This is a genomic window from Haemophilus sp. THUN1691 (genome assembly GCF_059704425.1).
The window spans coordinates 391,080-410,428 of the sequence record NZ_AP046578.1; the positions used below are offsets into that span (position 1 = coordinate 391,080).

Here is a 19,349-nt window from a genome sequence, read left to right on the forward strand (position 1 = left end):
ACTCTTTTACTTTTATTGCTCAAAAATATAACGGCAAGTTTTATTTGCACACTGGAAAATTTGTTTTTCCCCATCTTCGACTTTTAACAAAGAAAGTGGGAAATGGCACATTGGGCAAGGCACGGTATAAGGCTTGGCAGGCAAAGAAAATTTACATTTAGGGAAATTATCACAGCCGTAAAAAATTTTTCCTTGGCGACCTCGACGAGAAATCAAATGCCCCGTTTTACATTCAGGACAAGTAATTTTTTCCTCAGATTCAGATTCTTCCCGCACCACAAAATCACATTCAGGATAATGGCTACAACCAATAAACATCCCAAAACTGCCTTGTTTCAACTGCAATAAATTACCGCACTTTGGGCAAATTTCATCAAGTGTTTTTAATACTTTATGCTCCGCCCGTTGCAAAGGACGCAAATAATCACATTCAGGATAAGCAGAGCAACCTAAAAACAGCCTTTTTTTGCCTTGTTTAATTTGTAAAGGCGCACCACATTGAGGGCAATATTCCTGTTGTTTGCTATGATGAAAAAGGCTTTGATTCATAATCTATCCTTATGCTTGAAGCATTTCTTCCAATTCTTCCTGTGCGGTCATCCATTCCGTTTCGACATCATCTAATGCTTTCTTCACATCCACTTGTTGAGCCAAAAGTGCGGTCAATTTTTCTTTATTTTCGGCATTATATAATTCGGCATCGGCCAGTTGATTTTCTATGTTCGCAAGCTCAGAAGAAAATTTATTCATTTTTTCTTCTAATTGCGTGATTTTTTTACGTAATGGCGCAGTTTGTTGGCGTAACTCTGCTTCACGGCGTTTTTGTTCCTTACGATTTTGAACCGAATTTTCATTATCGCCAACGTTTTCCGAAACTTTATTTTCAGATGTGCTATTTTGTTCATTCAGCCACTTTTGATAGTCTTCTAAATCGCCTTTAAATTCTTCCACTTTTTTATCGTGAACCAAATAAAATTCTTCCACGGTATTACGTAATAAATGACGATCGTGAGACACCACCACCAAAGAACCTTCGTAATCCACCAACGCTTCCGTTAATGCCTGACGCATATCCAAATCCAAATGGTTAGTTGGTTCATCAAGTAATAACAAATTCGGGCGTTGCCAAACAATCAAAGCCAACACCAAGCGGGCTTTTTCTCCTCCAGAAAAAGATTTCACTGCTTGATTTACTTTATCACCGTGGAACGCAAAACTGCCCAAATAATCTCGAACCTGTTGCTCCGTTTGCTCAGGTGCGAGTTTTTGCATATGCCACAGAGCAGACTCGTCTGCGCGCAAAGTATCTAATTGATGCTGAGCAAAATAGCCAAGTTGCACGCCTTTAGCTAATTGTACTGTACCGGAAAGAGCGGTGAGCTCGCCGGCTAACAATTTGATTAAGGTTGATTTTCCTGCACCATTTTTCCCGAGCAAACCAATGCGCGAACCCGGTACTAAATTCAGCTTAATTTTACTTAAAATTTCTACCGCACTTTCACCGTTGCCATAACCTGCGCTCGCCTGCTCAATCATCACTAAAGGATTCGGCAAGGATAGTGGTGGACGGAATTCAAAAGTAAAAGGATTATCCACATAAGCCGGTGCAATCAGTTCCATACGCTCTAAGGCTTTCATGCGGCTTTGTGCTTGTTTGGCTTTGGTCGCTTTGGCTTTAAAGCGGTCGATATATTTTTGTAAATGAGAGATCTTTTGTTGTTGCTGACGATACATCGCTGTTTGTTGAGCCAGTTTAGTTGCTCGTTGCACTTCAAAGGAAGAATAATCACCCGTGTATTCGTTGAGTTTCTGGTTTTCGATATGGAGAATTTTCGTCACAATCGGATCGAGAAAATCACGGTCGTGAGAAATTAATACCAAGGTGCCTTGATATTGTACTAACCAACGTTCTAACCAAATAACCGCATCCAAATCCAAATGGTTCGTCGGTTCATCAAGTAATAAGAAATCTGACGGACAAAGCAGAGCTTGCGCCAAATTCAAACGCATCCGCCAACCGCCCGAAAAAGCCTTCACTGGCTGGCTGGCTTCTTCTTGACTAAATCCTAAACCATGCAATAAAGAAGCTGCGCGAGATTGAATTGTCCACGCATCCAAGGTTTCTAATTGCCCGTGAATACGCGCAATCGCATGGCCATCATTACGTTCATTGGCTTCATTAAGTTCCTGCTGCAAACGGCAATATTCACGATCCCCTTGAATCACATAATCAATGGCGGGAATATCCAATGCAGGCGTTTCTTGATTCACCCAAGAGACCCGCCAATTTGCTGGATAATTTATCTCTCCGCCCTCTGGCGTTAATTCTTTTTTTAATAAGGCAAAAAGCGAAGATTTTCCACAACCATTCTTCCCCACCAAACCGACTTTTTGCTTGGGGTTAATCGTAGCAGAAGCATTTTCGAGAAGTTCCGTTTGCCCTCGTTTTAAGGACAGATTACTAAATACAATCATTGTTGAAATACATCTTAATTTAACGCAAATAAACCGTATTCTACAGAATATATAAAACAGAACAAAATTTAGTTAAAAGACATTTTTTATTGTTTTTCAATCAAACTCTATTTCCCCTCTTTATTAAACAATAACGGAGGATATTTTGAAAAAATTTCTATTTACCCCCTAACATTTAGCCTTTTCTCTATTATTTACTCTGCCACTTTATTCTCATATTGCAAATTCTTCTCCTTCTACTACAGGTGAAGGTAATCTTGTTACGGGAAAAAATGGCGTCATAACTGGTTATAATAATACTGTGACAGCAACAAATGGCTTGACGCAAACTATTGCTGAAAAAACTGCTGCAGAAAAAGAAATTTCTAATATAGACACAAAGATTGAAGTGAATGAAAAAACACAAAATTATCTTAATAATAGAATTAGTGAGCTAACTAGAATAATCAATCAAATAGGTAGAAAACCTATAATTTAAGTTCAATTGTGTAGAGCTGACTCATAATAAAATCTACACCTCAATTCTTGGTTTGTTTAGCCCAACTTTTGGGAAATAGTTCCAAATTCACCGTACTCTTTTATATAGCTAAGATAAAAAAGGAGCATCAAATGATGCTCCTAAAATTTAAATCTAACTTAAGCGTGCTCTTCCGCTTTTTCAACCGTTCCTTTGACAGTCAAACAAATTTCCGTTGAAATCAAATGAGAAAGCGTTGAGGCCAAATATTCTATTTTTTCAAGATTGCCATTGCCTGATTCATCAAAATAACCTTGCTCTTTCAAATTTGCAATGAACATAGAAAAGACGGCTTTATCAAAGAACTCTGGCGCATTAATACCATGCAATACAGATAAACGTTGTGCAACAAGTTGACTTTCTTTCTCAAGTTCTGCACGTGAAATATCTGGTTGTTTTTGCAAAATTGTCACCGTAATGTAGTAACGCTGCAAGATTTCACGCATTCCCGCAGACCAAAGTTGTAAAATACGTACTTTTGATTTATTGATAGATAAGAAATTATCATTAGAGTTAATCACCTGTTGGCGCGCAAATTCATCAATAATTTGGTGAATTTGAGTTTTTAACTCTTCTTCACTAAAGTGCAAGAATAACTCGCCTTTTAAGAACGGATAAATCTTGCCGACAGCTTCAACTAATAAATCTTTTTGAATCGCCTCATAATGCAGGATGGTGCTTGCAACTAAAGATGGCAATACAAATAAGTGTTGAATATTATTGCGATAGTAAGTCATCAAAACGGCTGATGCGCGTTCCAAACGCACAATTTCCCCAAAGTTATCCTTTTCGACTAACACACCAACACGATCAAGCGTTAGTACATGATTTAACATCATTTCAGGCGTAGCCGTTGGCAATACAACATCTGCGGAATAAGGCACGTTTTGTAGTAATTGTTGATAACTTGCCAGTTGTTCTAAAAGTTGCTCACGAGAAAGTGCACGCTGACGAGAAGACAATAATGCCGTCCCAACTAAATTCATCGCATTCACCGCGGCAGCTTTATTAATGTTCACCATTACTTGTTTTGATATAGAATCAACTGCTGGAGCAAACCATTGTGGTTTTTCTTCGTGGTTTTGCTCTTTCCAATCAGGGAAATGTTGATTCAAGTAGTTGGAAAGTGTAATTGGCTCACCAAAATTCACAAAACCTTGACCAAGATTACGTAATTTTTTTATTACTCGAAGAACCAAACCTGCATTTTCTTTTTCTTTCGCCGCACCACGTAATTCTTTTGCGTAAGTATCTACTTCTAATACGTGCTCATAGCCTACATAAACTGGCACAACAGAAATTGGACGAGTTTGATTATGCTGCAACGCTTGAAGAGTCATCGACATCATGCCTGTTTTTGGCGCAAGTAAACGGCCAGTGCGAGAACGACCACCCTCAATAAAATATTCTACCGAATAACCACGATGGAATAACTCTGATAAATATTCGCGGAAGATTGCAGAATATAATCTGTTTCCTTTAAAAGTGCGGCGAATAAAGAATGCGCCCCAACTGCGGAACATTCTACCCACAGGCCAGAAATTTAAATTAATTCCTGCTGCGATATGAGGCGGAACAAGCCCTTGATGATAAAGCACGTAAGAAAGCAATAAATAGTCGATATGACTACGGTGACAAGGCACATAAACAATCTCATGACCTTCAAGTGCTAATTTACGTACACGATCTGCATTTTGTACATCAATACCAGAATAAAGTTTATTCCAAAGCCAACGTAAAAAACGATCAGCGGCTCGTAAACTTGAATGGCTTACATCTGCTGCGATTTCATCCAAAATCTTATGCGCTTCTTTTTGCGCTTTTTCAATACTGATATTTTTCGATTTTGCTTCATCTTCAATCGCACGTTGAATCGCTTCTGATTGCAATAATTTATTAAACATAGCTTGGCGATTCGGTAAACGCGGGCCTGTCGCAGAAATGCGCTGTTTGGCAAAATGCATTTTTGCCACTCGAGCCAGCTTTTGCGCAATTTTTTCATCCGAGCCATGCTCATTCACCATATAACGTAATGAAACGGCTTGAGAAAAACGCACAAAAGTATCACGACCAAACCAAATAGCAGCAAAAGTTTTTTGCATGCCATTTAACAAACGCAAGTTAGGCAAACCGGATTTATCTTCATGCCCAGGAGAACGCCCCCAAAGAACAGAAACTGGAATAAGTTGCACATCTAAACTCTCAGAAGTGCGGTGTAATTCGAGGTATTTATTGAAAATCGTGGTGGTTTCATCTTTCGCACCTTTCGATTTAAAAATGCGGCGTCCCTCATCTAAATACACATAACGAGGCAACTTCACACCATCAATTTCATTTTTCTCAGCAGGATCAGGTAAACCTAACGCTAAACAATTTCGACGGAAAATAACGAAATCGGTTTGAGAGGTATAAGGCAAAACATAAACAACAGGTTGATGAATATTGAGAGAAAGCTCTTCTATCGGATTGGCTGGAATTGGATTATTTTTCACTAATACTGACAGAGGCAAGCTCAATAATTGACGATACATATTTACAAAATTTGCCATGATAAATTTTCTCTTTGTTGTAAATTTGAAATATTTTAACACATCCGATCTCAACCGCTTTAAAAAATTTAGTGACAGAATGTGACCTAATACACAGATTTAAAAAATAACTATTGCAACTTCACGTAATCTGTATACAATACCAGTTATCTGTATTTAAAAACAGGAGTGTATATGAGACCATTAACAGCTCGCCAACAAGAAGTGTTGGATTTATTAAAACGTCATTTAGAAACAACAGGCATGCCACCAACACGAGCCGAAATCTCTCGAGAATTAGGCTTTAAATCACCCAATGCTGCAGAAGAACATTTAAAAGCACTTTCACGCAAAGGTGCGATTGAAATTATTCCAGGCGCATCTCGCGGTATCCGCATTTTAGACAATAGCGCAAATGAAGAATTTGATGGTTTACCACTCGTTGGCCGCGTAGCTGCTGGAGAACCGATTCTTGCAGAACAACATATCGAAGCAACTTATCGTGTAGATGCCGATATGTTTAAACCACAAGCAGATTTCTTACTAAAAGTTTATGGTCAATCCATGAAAGACATTGGTATCTTAGATGGTGATTTATTAGCTGTACATAGCACCAAGGATGTACGTAATGGACAAATTGTCGTTGCCCGTATTGAAGATGAAGTGACGGTAAAACGCCTTGAGAAAAAAGGTTCTATCATTTATCTACACGCAGAAAATGAAGAATTTGATCCAATCGTGGTAAATCTTGAAGAACAAGAAAACTTTGAAATTGAAGGTATTGCAGTAGGGATCATTCGCAATAATGCTTGGATGTAATCTGAGTAAACTAGCAAATAAAGTGCGGTAAAAATTTCCTGTGTTTTACAGCACTTTTCTTAATCTAAAATTCTGAATTTGCCATTCTTTTTACCGCTCTCTATAATGCAATCAATCTTGAATTTAAATAAAGGATGGAAAAATGCAGTTTTCCAAAATGCACGGATTAGGCAACGATTTTGTTGTGGTTGATGGTGTTACTCAAAATGTTTTTTTTACGTCAGAAACCATTCAACGCTTAGCTGATCGCCACCGTGGAATTGGTTTTGATCAGCTTTTGCTTGTTGAACCACCTTATGATCCCGAACTCGACTTTCATTATCGCATTTTCAATGCCGATGGAAGTGAAGTTTCGCAATGCGGAAATGGTGCCCGCTGTTTTGCTCGTTTTGTGACATTAAAAGGGCTAACTAACAAAAAAGACATCGCGGTTAGCACGCAAAAAGGCAATATGGTTCTAACAGTAAAAGACGATAACCAAATTCGTGTGAATATGGGTGAGCCTATTTGGGAGCCAGCAAAAATTCCATTTACCGCAAATAAATTCGAGAAAAATTACATCCTACGCACGGATATTCAAACCGTCTTATGTGGTGCCGTTTCAATGGGCAATCCTCATTGTGTTGTACAAGTAGATGATATTAAAACAGCAAATGTTGAACAGCTCGGTCCCTTGCTAGAAAGTCACGAACGCTTTCCCGAACGTGTCAATGCTGGTTTTATGCAAATCATCAATAAAGAGCATATTAAACTTAGAGTTTATGAACGCGGTGCAGGAGAAACGCAAGCCTGTGGAAGTGGCGCTTGTGCAGCTGTTGCAGTTGGAATTATGCAAGGTTTATTGAACAATCGAGTTCAAGTCGATTTGCCAGGCGGTTCATTAATCATTGAATGGGATGGCATTGGTCATCCACTTTATATGACTGGCGAAGCAACCCATGTATATGATGGTTTTATAACCCTTTAATCTTCTTATCCCCATCAAATTCTTAAAGATGGGGATTTTATTTTCAGCTCACGCAAACGTTTTCGTTTCTAAAAATATCCTTTATAATACCCCTCGATTTTCATTCCTATCCTCATTAAAGGCCCCCCTTATGTTTCAAACTTTTCGTAGCTCACCCGCCCTTTCTGAATTCCGTATTCAAGGTTTAATGCAAAAATTCCAACAAAATCAATTACTGGTAAAATCGGTTTACGCGGAATATTTGCATTTTGTGGAATTAAATCGACCGCTTGTTAGCGAGCAAGAAGCTAAGTTAAAAGCATTGTTACATTACGGCCCGACCTTGGCAGAACACGATGCCAAAGGCGAAACTTTTATCGTGATTCCACGCGTTGGCACGATTTCTTCTTGATCTTCTAAAGCGACGGACATTGCGTATAATTGTGGTTTAAGTGAAGTGGAGCGTATTGAGCGTGGTTTGGCGTATTATTTTGAGTTAAGCCAACCGCTTGATGAAAAAACAACAGAAAAATTGACCGCACTTTTACACGACAGAATGATGGAAACTGTGGTGCGTCGTCCTGAAGATGCGGAAATTTTATTCCGTCATCAAGATCCGAAACCGTTTAAAACCGTGGATATTTTAAAAGGCGGACGTGAAGCCTTGGTCACAGCTAACGTAGAATTAGGTTTAGCACTGGCCGAAGATGAAATTGATTATTTGGTGGAAAACTTCACCCAATTAGGGCGCAATCCGCACGATATTGAACTTTATATGTTCGCGCAAGCCAACTCTGCCAAATACCGCTACAACATTCCGATTGCTGAATCAAACCCAGATTGGGTGTTTGATGACTTTTCGAAGTTATTAGAGATTCTTTAATTTATTAATTATTATCTAGTTTTTTTATAAAAATAAAGCAAGCGAAAGCTTGCTTTATTGTTTTTTTATTAATTATTGTTTCTTGGCACCAAATACTGCGCCCCAGCTATTATCTTTAGATTGTATTAAACCGGCCAGTTCTTTTGCTTGTTCACCATAAAATTTACCCTCTACTGGTGATGTAGGCATCGAGTAATTAATAGAGGAGCTCGCATATCCGCTTAAATTATTTCCTGAAATATATCCATCTATATTTATAGCTCGGATATCATTAATATCTAATGAACCATTAAATGATTTATTACCAAAGTCAACATTAAATTGTGAATTAGCAGCATAGGAATCTTTACCATTTAGTGTTGGAATATCGGCAATGATAATAGCCTTACCTAAATAGGATGCTTGACCACTTGTCGGCATATCGGATGTAGGGTTTCCATTATAGAATAAATAACTATTGCTATTACCGTCTAAACTATTAGCTATACCAAAACGAGTGTCAGAATAACTACCACAGCATGTTTCTAATTTTCTTCCATTTGCGGTAATTTTTGACCAACTACCTGATTGAATCCCTGGATATCCAATTACTACATTAGTACCATCAACATTGATACTAGTGGTGTTATAGTTATCTATAGCTATGCGCTGACCAGAAAAGTTATTATTGCTACCAGATATTACAAGGGCAGCACCTGTTTCTGTTTTTTGTGTTTGTTGGGTTTCATTGCTATTAATAGGAGCGCCAGAGCTATTTTGTTCTACTTGATTGTTAGTCGGTGCAGTATTTTCGTGATTGTCATTATTGCTACCATTACCGCTACTACAACCAGATAATGCGAAAGCTATCAATAATGTTGAACCAAATTTTAAAACATGATTTAAAGAAAACATACTAATATTCCTTATTGAAAAAGTAGCCATAAAATACCTTCAAGGGTATCAGACTGGACTGTATCATTAGAAATTCAATTTGTCTATAAGTTAGTTAATTTTATAAGGTTAAGTGTTTTAATTTAAAAGTAAATTACAATACTTATATTTTATTAAACCTCCCACCAAATCAACGCCCATTTGCATTGTCCGTGTTTTATCGGTTCATTGTTTATTTGTTTTTGTTGATAGAATTGAGACAAACTTTGTTTTTCTTTTTCGGTGAGATTGCCGAGAGAAAACTCCACAGAATTTAATAAATCTTCAAAGGTTTCGCCTTGGAAATGGCCTGATTCGGTTTCAATAAAACTCACATTCGCGTGAATGCCTTTTTGGTAAAGGCGATTAACTAAATAAATATAAGTTGGGAAGCCTACATCATCACAGCCAATAGCTTCAAATACACCTTCATCGAGAAAATGGCGTTGTGTCACCGAGGTTAAAAAGACGCGTTTTTTTGCCTTACTTTGCAGCTTTTCAATCATGTCATCCAAATCATCTACAAGCGTAGAGCGAGAGGCGAGTATCACATCCGCTTGAGGCACATCATCCCAGTTATCCGACCATGATTTATGTAGAAGGGTAATATTATTCAGTTGATGCTTTTCTTTATATTGCTGAACCATCTCTAACATGCCTTGGCTGTAATCGAGGGCATACACAGCTTGGCATTGTTGGGCTAAAGGAATAACAAACGTTCCGGGGCCACAGCCGATATCTAATACGGTTTCATCAGGTTGCACATTCATGGCTTTGAGTAACGTTTCATTATAACGGCTTGGTTTGCCCACTAAATTCTCAGCCATTTTAGTGGCTTTTTTATCCCACTTTGTTGGTGGAAGATTATAGTGATTACAGGCTTTTAGATGTTGTTGATAGAGATCGTTGAAATTGATGTCGTTGATGATCATTGTGACGCCCCAAAGTGCGGTTAGTTTTCAGATTGTTTTGAATTGCTTGCTGATTATATGCTTTCTCCCACTGAAAATCATTTGAAAATGATTGACGCAAACGTTTTCGTTTTGGTGTTTTTCCTTTATAATAGCCCGCGATTTTCACCTCAAACACAACTCAAAGGTACCCGTATGTTTCAAACTTTTCGTGGCTCACCCGCCCTTTCTGAATTCCGTATTCAAGGCTTAATGCAAAAATTCCAACAAAATCAATTACCGGTGAAATCGGTTTATGCGGAATATTTGCATTTTGTGGAATTAAATCGACCACTTGTTAGCGCTCAGGAAGCAAAACTAAAAGCGTTGTTACATTACGGTCCAACTTTGGCAGAACACGATGCCAAAGGCGAAACTTTTATCGTGATTCCACGCGTTGGCACGATTTCTTCTTGGTCTTCTAAAGCAACCGATATTGCGCATAACTGTGGTTTAAGTGAAGTGGAGCGCATTGAGCGAGGTTTGACATATTATTTTGAGTTAAGCCAACCGCTTGATGAAAAAACAACAGAAAAATTGACCGCACTTTTACATGACCGAATGATGGAAACAGTGATGCGTCGTCCTGAAGATGCAGAGATCTTATTCCGTCATCAAGATCCGAAACCATTTAAAACCGTGGATATTTTGAAAGGTGGACGTGAAGCCTTGGTCACAGCTAACGTAGAATTAGGTTTGGCACTGGCAGAAGATGAAATTGATTATTTGGTGGAAAACTTCACTCAATTAGGGCGCAATCCACACGATATTGAACTTTATATGTTCGCGCAAGCCAACTCTGAGCACTGCCGCCATAAAATCTTTAATGCAGATTGGATTATCGACGGCAAAAAACAGGATAAATCCCTGTTTAAAATGATTAAAAATACCTTTGAGAAAACCCCTGATTTCGTGCTTTCAGCCTATAAAGATAATGCTGCGGTGATGGAAGGTTCAAAAGTCGGCCGTTTCTTTGCTGACCAAGATGGGCAATATCGCTATCACAATGAAGATGCACATATCTTAATGAAAGTGGAAACCCACAACCACCCAACCGCAATTTCACCATTCCCGGGTGCTGCAACAGGTTCAGGCGGTGAAATTCGTGATGAAGGCGCAACAGGTCGTGGGGCAAAGCCAAAAGCAGGTTTAACTGGTTTCTCCGTATCAAACCTTATCATTCCAAACTTTGAACAACCTTGGGAAAATCCGCTTTCTAAACCAAACCGTATTGCTTCAGCCTTAGATATTATGATTGAAGGCCCATTAGGTGGCGCAGCATTTAACAACGAGTTCGGTCGCCCTGCGTTATTAGGTTATTTCCGTACCTATGAAGAGAAAGTTAATAGCTTCAATGGTGAAGAAGTGCGTGGTTATCACAAGCCGATTATGTTAGCGGGCGGTATCGGTAATATTCGTGGCGAACACGTTCAAAAAGGTGAAATCCCTGTTGGTGCGAAATTGATCGTATTAGGTGGCCCAGCCATGAACATCGGCTTAGGCGGTGGCGCAGCGTCTTCGATGGACAGCGGGAAATCAAAAGAAGATCTAGATTTTGCCTCTGTTCAACGTGAAAACCCAGAAATGGAACGCCGTTGCCAAGAGGTGATTGACCGCTGCTGGCAATTAGGTGATGAAAACCCAATTCTCTTTATCCACGATGTGGGTGCGGGTGGTTTATCCAACGCAATGCCTGAATTGGTTCACGATGGTGAACGTGGCGGTAAATTTGATTTACGCTCCATCCTTTGCGATGAAAAAGGCATGTCGCCATTAGAAATTTGGTGTAACGAATCGCAAGAACGTTATGTCTTAGCGGTTGCGCCAGAAAAACTCGAATTATTTACCGCACTTTGTGAACGTGAGCGCGCGCCATTTGCGGTCATTGGTGAGGCAACGGAAGAGAAACATTTAACCTTACACGATAACCATTTTGACAATAATCCAATTGATTTGCCAATGAATGTGTTATTAGGCAAAACCCCGAAAATGACGCGTGAGGTTTCGTCAAAAACTGTCGAAAATCGACCGCTTGCAACAGAAAATATTCAATTAAAAGAAGCGTTTCATCGCGTATTACGCTTACCGGTGGTGGCAGAAAAAACCTTCTTAATCACTATTGGCGACCGTTCGGTAACCGGTATGGTGGCGCGTGATCAAATGGTCGGCCCATGGCAAATTCCGGTATCTGATGTGGCAGTCACCACCGCATCATTAGACAGCTATCACGGCGAAGCCATGGCAATGGGCGAACGTGCACCCGTGGCATTATTAGATTTTGGGGCATCTGCACGTTTAGCGGTGGCTGAATCCATTACCAACATTGCGGGCACCAACATTGGTGATATTAAACGCATTAAACTGTCTGCAAACTGGATGTCTGCGGCAGGTCATGGTGGTGAAGACGCTGGCTTATATGAAGCGGTAAAAGCAGTCGGTGAAGAGCTTTGCCCGGCATTAGGCATTACTATTCCAGTGGGTAAAGACTCCATGTCGATGAAAACCACTTGGGAAGAAAATGGCGAGAAAAAATCCGTCACCGCACCGCTTTCTTTAGTGATTTCATCTTTTGCCCGAGTGGAAGATGTCCGCAAAACCGTGACACCTCAATTACGCATAGACAAAGATGCAAGCCGTTTATTGTTGATTGATTTAGGCGAAAGAAAAAATCGCTTAGGCGCGACCGCACTTGCGCAAGTATATAAACAATTAGGTGACAAACCAGCCGATGTGGTAAATGTCGCCACATTGAAAAACTTCTTCGATGCAATGCAAGCATTAGTGGCTGAGCGTAAATTATTGGCTTACCACGACCGTTCAGACGGTGGTTTAATTACCACGCTTGCAGAAATGGCATTTGCGGGTAACTGCGGTGTAGATGTGGATATCTCTGCATTAGGCGATAATGATTTAGCCGTGTTATTCAATGAAGAATTAGGTGCAGTGATCCAAGTATCAGAAAGTGAATTAAGCGCCGTGCGTGAGGTATTAAAAGCCCATGACTTGCTTGGCTTAACTTATGAACTCGGTTCTGTAAGCTCAGAAGATCGTTTTGAAATCACGCGCGGTAGCAAAAAATTATTAAGCGAAAAACGCTCTGAATTACGCGGTATTTGGGCAGAACTCACTCACCAAATGCAACGCTTACGTGATAACCCTGAATGTGCCGACCAAGAATTTGAAGCGAAAAAAGCAACAGACAATAAAGGTTTATCTACTCACTTAACCTATGATGTGAATGAAGATATTGCCGCGCTGTACATCAGCAAAGGCGTGAAACCGAAAGTAGCCGTATTGCGTGAACAAGGCGTAAACAGCCACGTTGAAATGGCAGCAGCGTTTGACCGTGCAGGCTTTGCAGCGATTGATGTTCACATGAGTGATTTAATGACAGGCCGTTACAACTTAAACGACTTCAACGCGATGGTGGCCTGTGGTGGCTTCTCTTACGGTGACGTATTAGGCGCAGGTGGCGGCTGGGCGAAATCCATTTTATTTAACCCACAATTACGCGATCAATTCAGCCAATTCTTCGCCAATGAAAACACCCTTTCATTAGGGGTATGTAACGGCTGTCAATTTATCTCCACTCTTGCGGACATCATCCCAGGTGCAGAAAACTGGCCACGTTTTGTGCGTAATAAATCAGAACGTTTTGAAGCGCGTGCCGCGATGGTGAAAATCAACGACACCAACTCATTGTGGTTTAACGGCATGGCTGGCTCACATATGCCGATTGCCGTTTCTCATGGTGAAGGTCGCGTCGAATTCAAAACACCTGAGAATTTGACCGCACTTCAAGCCCAAAACTTGATTGTGGCGCAATATATCGACAGCCATGTAAACGTGACTGAAGCTTATCCAGCCAACCCGAATGGTTCGGCATTAGGGATTACCGCCATTTCTAACGTGGATGGTCGTATCGCTGCGATGATGCCACATCCAGAACGTGTATTCCGTGCCGTGAGCAACTCATGGTATCCAGAAGATTGGTCTGAAGATGGCGCTTGGATGCGAATTTTTAGAAATGCGAGAATAAATTTCAAATAATGTGAAATTGCTCACAGAAAATTAATACAGAATAAGAGATACTGGGCAAGTCAGTATCTCTTTTTTATACTGAACAATTCTTGGATATTTTGTCCGTAATATCAATTGAACTATATGAGGAGTTCTTAATGAGTAGTTTAGTTACATTGCTAGCTAATATTGTTGCACCATTGCAACGTCAATTTATTAACTTTATCCGCATTGCTATTTGTGTAGTGATGGTTTGGATTGGTGGCTTAAAAGTTTGCCAATATGAGGCAGATGGTATCGCACATTTTGTGTCAAATAGTCCTTTCTTAAGCTTCCTTTATAAAAATGGAGCAAATATAGTAGAAAATGATAAGGGTGTTTTGGTAAAAGAATATACCTTATATAAAAACCCTGAAGGCAAAATGGTCGCAAAAAATATTGAATGGCATAAAGCTAATGGCACCTATACAGCTTCTTATATTATTGGCGCGATAATCGTCACCATTGGTATTTTAGTATTAGCAGGCATTTGGTCTCCGACACTCGGGCTATTTGGAGGCCTACTCACGTTTGGTATGTCGATAGTCACACTGTCCTTCCTGATATTTACGCCAGAAACCTGGGTGCCTAATTTAGGTGGGGACTTCCCAACACCTAATTATGGCTTCCCATATCTCTCAGGTGCTGGCCGACTCGTGATTAAAGATATTATTATGATGGCAGGCGGTTTAGTTGCTGCAGCAGAATGTGCGAAACGTTATTTAGAGAATAAAAAGCAATTTGCTTAATTGTTTTGTTGTAAAAGGCTTGCTATGTAAATGGCAAGCTTTTTTGTTATTAAGCTATAAAAAGCTTTAGAAGAAGGAATTGGTTAATGATATTTATAGTCGATTGTTAAAATACTGCATATCTAAAAGCTATTCTGTATTGTGAGTAACTCATGGTATCTGGAATACTGATCTGATGGTGGAGCTTGTAGGGAGAGATTTTTAAGAATGTAAAATTAAACTTCAAATAATGTGAAGTTGCTCACAGAAAATCAATATAAAAAAGAGATACTAAGCAAATTAGCATCTATTTTATACTGAATGAAATTAGTAATAAAAGTAATGCTGATAATATCTAAATTGTTGATTATTTGCACAGATGTAAAAATATCTTATTTTCAATTAGCAACCATTATATTACTAATATTTATTTTAATCTGGTTGTTGAATATTATTTTTCAGAATAGTTGATATATTATTTATAATAAGGGTTTATATGGTATTTAATTCCCACTCGGTGATTTGTGAACATTTAAATACTGGAAAGTTACGTACTTATCTAGTTGGATTTGATTTAAATCAATATAGATATAATGATTTTGTTAATGTTTTATTAGATGCGCTTGTTGATTTTACTTTTGGTTATCACGAAGGTATTCAGGAAGTTTATAAGAGAAGAGTTTTAATCGATGCTGCAAAATCTATATATAGCATTAAAACATATAAGAAATACAAAGAAGATTATATAGATAAAGATAATGAACTAGATGATGAAGATATAAATGAAGACAATAAATATCTTAAGAGAGGAGAGTTTGGTGAACTAATACTTCATGTATTATCTCGCGACTTTATGGAGACAATTCCATTATTATCTAAAATTTATTTTAAAGATAGTGATGGCGTAACTGTTCATGGATTTGATTTGGTTCATATTGGTCCTGATCTATCTGGAAATGGGGACTCTCTTTATCTAGGAGAATCCAAGCTATATTATAGAAAAAATGGAAATAGTGGCAAGAATGGAATTAAAGATCTTATTAATGATATAAAACAACATTTTGATATGGATTTTCTAAATAGAGAAATAGCTCTTATATCAAGAAAAGATAAATACAAGAATCATGAAGATTATATAGATAGGAATACTATAGATGAATACAAAGAGTTTATTAAGAAAAAAGATGAATGGTTTGATAAATTTTCAAAAGTCCAAATTGGACAATTAAAAATGCAGGATTTTATTAAATCAGTAACAATCCCATTATTATGTACTTACCAGTCAAAATTATATGAAAATTATAATGATGAAAATGATGATAATTTTATAAAAGAATATGAAGATGAGATGAATTCTTTATATTCTTATCTTAATGATGAACTAGAAAAAATTGAGGTTAATGATGGCCAAGTAGATAGGACAAAGTTAAATATAATATTATTGTTATTTCCTATTAAATCTAAGAAAGAGCTTTTAAAAAAATTACATGAGAAATTATTCAATCAACAAAATTCGTAAGATTTTATCTAAAGTTGTCAAATTTGAAATAACATTTGAAGATAGTTTCTTTCTTGCGCAAGCATGTTCTTTTTTAATTAATTCAAAGAGATATAGCTTTGCTAGAAATATAATTATCTTTGTTCTGGATAATTGGCATAATATACCAACATCTTCACATTGTATATGGGGTGATTTAGTTGAATTAGTAGGATTTTATCCTTATTTACCTAGGGTTGAAAATACAATTTCTAATAACTTAATTGGAGAGATTAGATTTTCTCTACATCGTTCAGAAAATATTAAGGATAAATATTTTCATGAGGAGCAATTATTCGCTCTTCAAATTTTGAATTCAGATAAAAATCTTGTTCTTAGCGCTCCTACAAGTTTTGGTAAAAGTCTTTTGATTGAAGAAATTATTGCATCAGGAAAATATTCAAATATAGTTATAATACAGCCTACATTAGCTCTCCTTGATGAAACAAGAAAGAAACTAAAAAAATATAGTGAAAGTTATAAAATAATAATAAGAACATCTCAAGAACCAGATAGAAATAAGAAAAATATATTTTTATTTACTGCGGAGAGGGTTAATGAATATAAATATTTTAATAATGTAGATTTTATTATCTTAGATGAATTTTATAAGATAAGCGGATATAGAGACGATGAGCGTTCAGCATCTTTAAATAATGCATTTTACTATCTATGGAGGGAGTTCAAGCCTAAGTTCTATATGTTAGGACCAAATATAGATGGAATATCTGATGGGTTTGAAGAAAAATTTAATGCTATTTTTTATAAGACATCTTATTCCTTAGTAAGAACAGAGAATATAGATATATACAAAAAGTATAGCGGTTTTGGAACGTCAAATAGAGGTAAGAAATATGAGTTAAAAGAAAAGGTTCTTTTTGATTTATTATTAACATTAAGAGAGCAGCAAACGATAATATATTGTTCATCACCTAGTAGGGTTAATACTTTATCATATAAATTTTATAAATATTTAGAATCAAAAGGATTTGAGTTTAGCGATGTTAATTACTCTCTGTCTGAGTGGATTGAAAAATATGTATATGATGATTGGTTTGTTTTGTCTTTGCTTAAATTTGATATAGGCATTCATGATGGAACACTCCCTAAGCATATAACATCATCAATAATAAATTACTTTAATCAAGGTAAAATAAAATTTATATTTTGCACATCTACGATTATTGAAGGTGTAAATACTAGCGCAAAAAATGTTATATATTTCGATTGTTATAAGGGAAATAAAAGAAATATAGATTATTTTGATTATTCAAATATAAAAGGAAGAGCAGGAAGAATGATGCAACACTATACGGGTAAAGTGTATAATTTTAATCCTCCTCCTAATAGAGAAAAGGTTACTATAGATATACCTTTTTTTGAGCAAAATCCAATTAAGGATGAAACTTTAATTCAATTAGATAATGATGATGTTAAAAATAAAGAATCTAATCAATATCTTAAAATCTGCGATATTAATGAGTCTGAAAGAAAAGTAATTAAAGGTAATGGTGTTAGTGTTTTTGGTCAGAAAAATATCATTGATATACTTAGAAATGATTTTATGGATAAGAAAGAATTAATTATTTGGGAGAAATATCCAAGTTATGAACAGCTAAAATATATTTTGACTTTGTGTTGGGATAATCTTACTTTAGCTAGTGAAACAATTCGTCCGATGACTATTGATAAATTGGTAAAATTGACTTTTGATTATTGTCTATATGGAGATATAAAGAGTTTAATAAATAATACTTTTGAGTATAATCATAGGAAGGAAAAAAAAGACCCTTTAAATTCTGCAATCAGAGAATGTTTCCAGATCCAGAAACATTGGTTTCAGTATAAAATACCTAAATGGCTAAGAGTTTGTAATGAATTACAAAAATTAATTGCCATAGAAAATAATATTGAGCCAGGTAATTATTTGTTTTATGCAATGAGCCTTGAAAATGATTTGCTTTCAAGTAATTTATCTTTGTTACTTGAATTATCTATACCTGCTTCAGCAGTTAGAAAGTTAGAAAAAAGAATACCTCATAATATACAAGAAGATGCTGTACTTAATTTTATAAATGATAATAAGTTGTTCGATGATAAAACTTTATTAAGCTATGAGAGAGAAAAAATTCTTGAAAACATATGATAAAATTAAGCACAAGCCCCTTACTAGGGGGATAATCGTAAATAGCGGTATTGAGATCCATAAAAAATAGAATAGATAACTTTATTTAAGATAAAATAGAGCAGCCAAAAATCATAACAAATCTTGACTGCTCTTTTTATTACTTTTACTTACGTATTATTTTTGTTTTTTCAAAACTCAACGCCAGTGTCTGGGAAGTCGGTGAATACACCAGTTGCGCCAGATTTATTCAATAACGCATCGTACATTTAATCTACGTCAGTGAAGCATTCAGGTAAAGAATCTTTACGCATGGTATATGGGTGTAATTCCACTTTATTTTTCCAAATGACTTTGACCAACTTTACAATCTTGCATTAGAATACGAACCTTTGATTTTTGCTGTAAGGAATAAAAATGGAAGAATCTCCAGAATTAGAAAAATTGCCACGAATTATTACTGGTGTATTAAAAATCGTGCTTTGCACGGCATTGATTGCGTTAGCGATTGTACTCATCATTGCCCTTGGAAAAATCACTTATACTTTAGCAATGATGGTGCTTAATACTTCGACTGTCGTGCCTTATGATGTAGCTGAACAAGCAGTGATGTTTTTCTTATATTTCGGGTTTATTGGTTTGATCGTGCAGTATTTTAAAAGCGGCTATCACTTCCCTTTGCGCTATTTTATTTATGCAGGGATCACCGCGATGTTGCGTTTAATCATTGTTAATCATGAAAGCTCGGTAGATACCATCTTATTTGCAGGTGCAATTTTGATTATGGTGATCGCACTCTGTTTGGTGTTATATTCTAATAAACTGAAAAATATATAGTTTTAGATTCAAAGCAACAAAAAACGCACTTCA

At 37.0% G+C, this 19,349-nt stretch carries 13 protein-coding genes and 2 pseudogenes; 9 read left to right on the plus strand and 6 right to left on the minus strand.

Features of this window, described 5'->3' with window-relative positions; genetic code table 11:
• Nucleotides 1-12: 12 nt before the first annotated feature.
• Together AC6H0J_RS01980 and AC6H0J_RS01985 are read right to left on the minus strand one after the other, a co-directional pair.
• Nucleotides 13-549, minus strand: a complete 537-nt coding sequence (locus AC6H0J_RS01980; RefSeq protein WP_005626642.1) for a DNA topoisomerase family protein — start codon at nt 547-549, stop codon at nt 13-15.
• A gap of 9 nt (nt 550-558) precedes the next feature.
• Nucleotides 559-2,475, minus strand: a complete 1,917-nt coding sequence (locus AC6H0J_RS01985; protein WP_118817517.1) for an ABC transporter ATP-binding protein — start codon at nt 2,473-2,475, stop codon at nt 559-561.
• A gap of 301 nt (nt 2,476-2,776) precedes the next feature.
• On the opposite strand from AC6H0J_RS01985, the gene AC6H0J_RS01990 reads away from it, so the two are divergent.
• Nucleotides 2,777-2,953: a hypothetical protein gene (locus AC6H0J_RS01990; protein WP_155397211.1), complete on the plus strand. Its 177-nt coding sequence runs from the start codon at nt 2,777-2,779 to the stop codon at nt 2,951-2,953.
• Between the two features lie 158 nt (nt 2,954-3,111).
• Here AC6H0J_RS01990 and plsB read toward each other — a convergent pair whose 3' ends face one another.
• Nucleotides 3,112-5,541, minus strand: a complete 2,430-nt coding sequence (plsB, locus tag AC6H0J_RS01995; protein ID WP_005626326.1) for a glycerol-3-phosphate 1-O-acyltransferase PlsB — start codon at nt 5,539-5,541, stop codon at nt 3,112-3,114.
• Nucleotides 5,542-5,715: 174 nt separating this feature from the next.
• Between plsB and lexA the strand changes: the two genes are divergently transcribed.
• The 3 genes and pseudogenes from lexA to AC6H0J_RS02010 form a co-directional block, all read left to right on the plus strand.
• Nucleotides 5,716-6,339, plus strand: coding sequence for a transcriptional repressor LexA (gene lexA / locus AC6H0J_RS02000; protein WP_005632942.1), 624 nt, complete (start codon nt 5,716-5,718; stop codon nt 6,337-6,339).
• Between the two features lie 142 nt (nt 6,340-6,481).
• A complete protein-coding gene (gene dapF, locus AC6H0J_RS02005; protein WP_005626330.1) occupies nt 6,482-7,306 on the plus strand; it encodes a diaminopimelate epimerase in 825 nt (274 codons plus the stop codon).
• A gap of 130 nt (nt 7,307-7,436) precedes the next feature.
• Nucleotides 7,437-8,138, plus strand: a pseudogene (locus tag AC6H0J_RS02010) (phosphoribosylformylglycinamidine synthase); the annotation flags it as partial.
• A 102-nt stretch (nt 8,139-8,240) separates the two neighbouring features.
• On the opposite strand, the gene AC6H0J_RS02015 reads toward AC6H0J_RS02010, so the two are convergent.
• The gene (locus AC6H0J_RS02015) at nt 8,241-9,092 is read right to left on the minus strand and encodes a Slam-dependent surface lipoprotein (RefSeq protein WP_497512751.1); all 852 of its coding nucleotides are present in this window, start codon (nt 9,090-9,092) and stop codon (nt 8,241-8,243) included.
• A gap of 122 nt (nt 9,093-9,214) precedes the next feature.
• A complete protein-coding gene (locus AC6H0J_RS02020; RefSeq protein ID WP_005625648.1) occupies nt 9,215-10,012 on the minus strand; it encodes an SAM-dependent methyltransferase in 798 nt (265 codons plus the stop codon).
• Nucleotides 10,013-10,186: 174 nt separating this feature from the next.
• Between AC6H0J_RS02020 and purL the strand changes: the two genes are divergently transcribed.
• The 4 genes from purL to AC6H0J_RS02040 all read left to right on the plus strand — a co-directional run bounded on the left by purL (nt 10,187) and on the right by AC6H0J_RS02040 (nt 18,500).
• Nucleotides 10,187-14,080, plus strand: a complete 3,894-nt coding sequence (gene purL / locus AC6H0J_RS02025; RefSeq protein ID WP_497512752.1) for a phosphoribosylformylglycinamidine synthase — start codon at nt 10,187-10,189, stop codon at nt 14,078-14,080.
• 128 nt (nt 14,081-14,208) lie between these two features.
• Complete coding sequence (locus AC6H0J_RS02030) at nt 14,209-14,838, plus strand: YkgB family protein (protein WP_497512753.1); 630 nt, start codon at nt 14,209-14,211, stop codon at nt 14,836-14,838.
• A gap of 475 nt (nt 14,839-15,313) precedes the next feature.
• Nucleotides 15,314-16,336 carry a HamA C-terminal domain-containing protein gene (locus AC6H0J_RS02035; RefSeq protein WP_497512754.1) on the plus strand — a complete coding sequence of 341 codons (1,023 nt, stop codon included), beginning with the start codon at nt 15,314-15,316 and terminating at the stop codon, nt 16,334-16,336.
• Nucleotides 16,305-18,500, plus strand: a complete 2,196-nt coding sequence (locus AC6H0J_RS02040; RefSeq protein WP_497512755.1) for a DEAD/DEAH box helicase — start codon at nt 16,305-16,307, stop codon at nt 18,498-18,500. The genes AC6H0J_RS02035 and AC6H0J_RS02040 overlap by 32 nt, the downstream gene beginning before the upstream one ends.
• Before the next feature lie 170 nt (nt 18,501-18,670).
• Here the strand turns inward: AC6H0J_RS02040 and AC6H0J_RS02045 are convergent.
• A pseudogene (locus tag AC6H0J_RS02045) lies at nt 18,671-18,838 on the minus strand (glycerophosphodiester phosphodiesterase family protein); the annotation flags it as partial.
• Nucleotides 18,839-18,896: 58 nt separating this feature from the next.
• Here AC6H0J_RS02045 and psiE point away from each other — a divergent pair.
• Entirely contained in the window at nt 18,897-19,316 is a 420-nt protein-coding gene (gene psiE, locus AC6H0J_RS02050; protein ID WP_005625591.1) for a phosphate-starvation-inducible protein PsiE, read from the plus strand.
• Nucleotides 19,317-19,349: the final 33 nt, after the last annotated feature.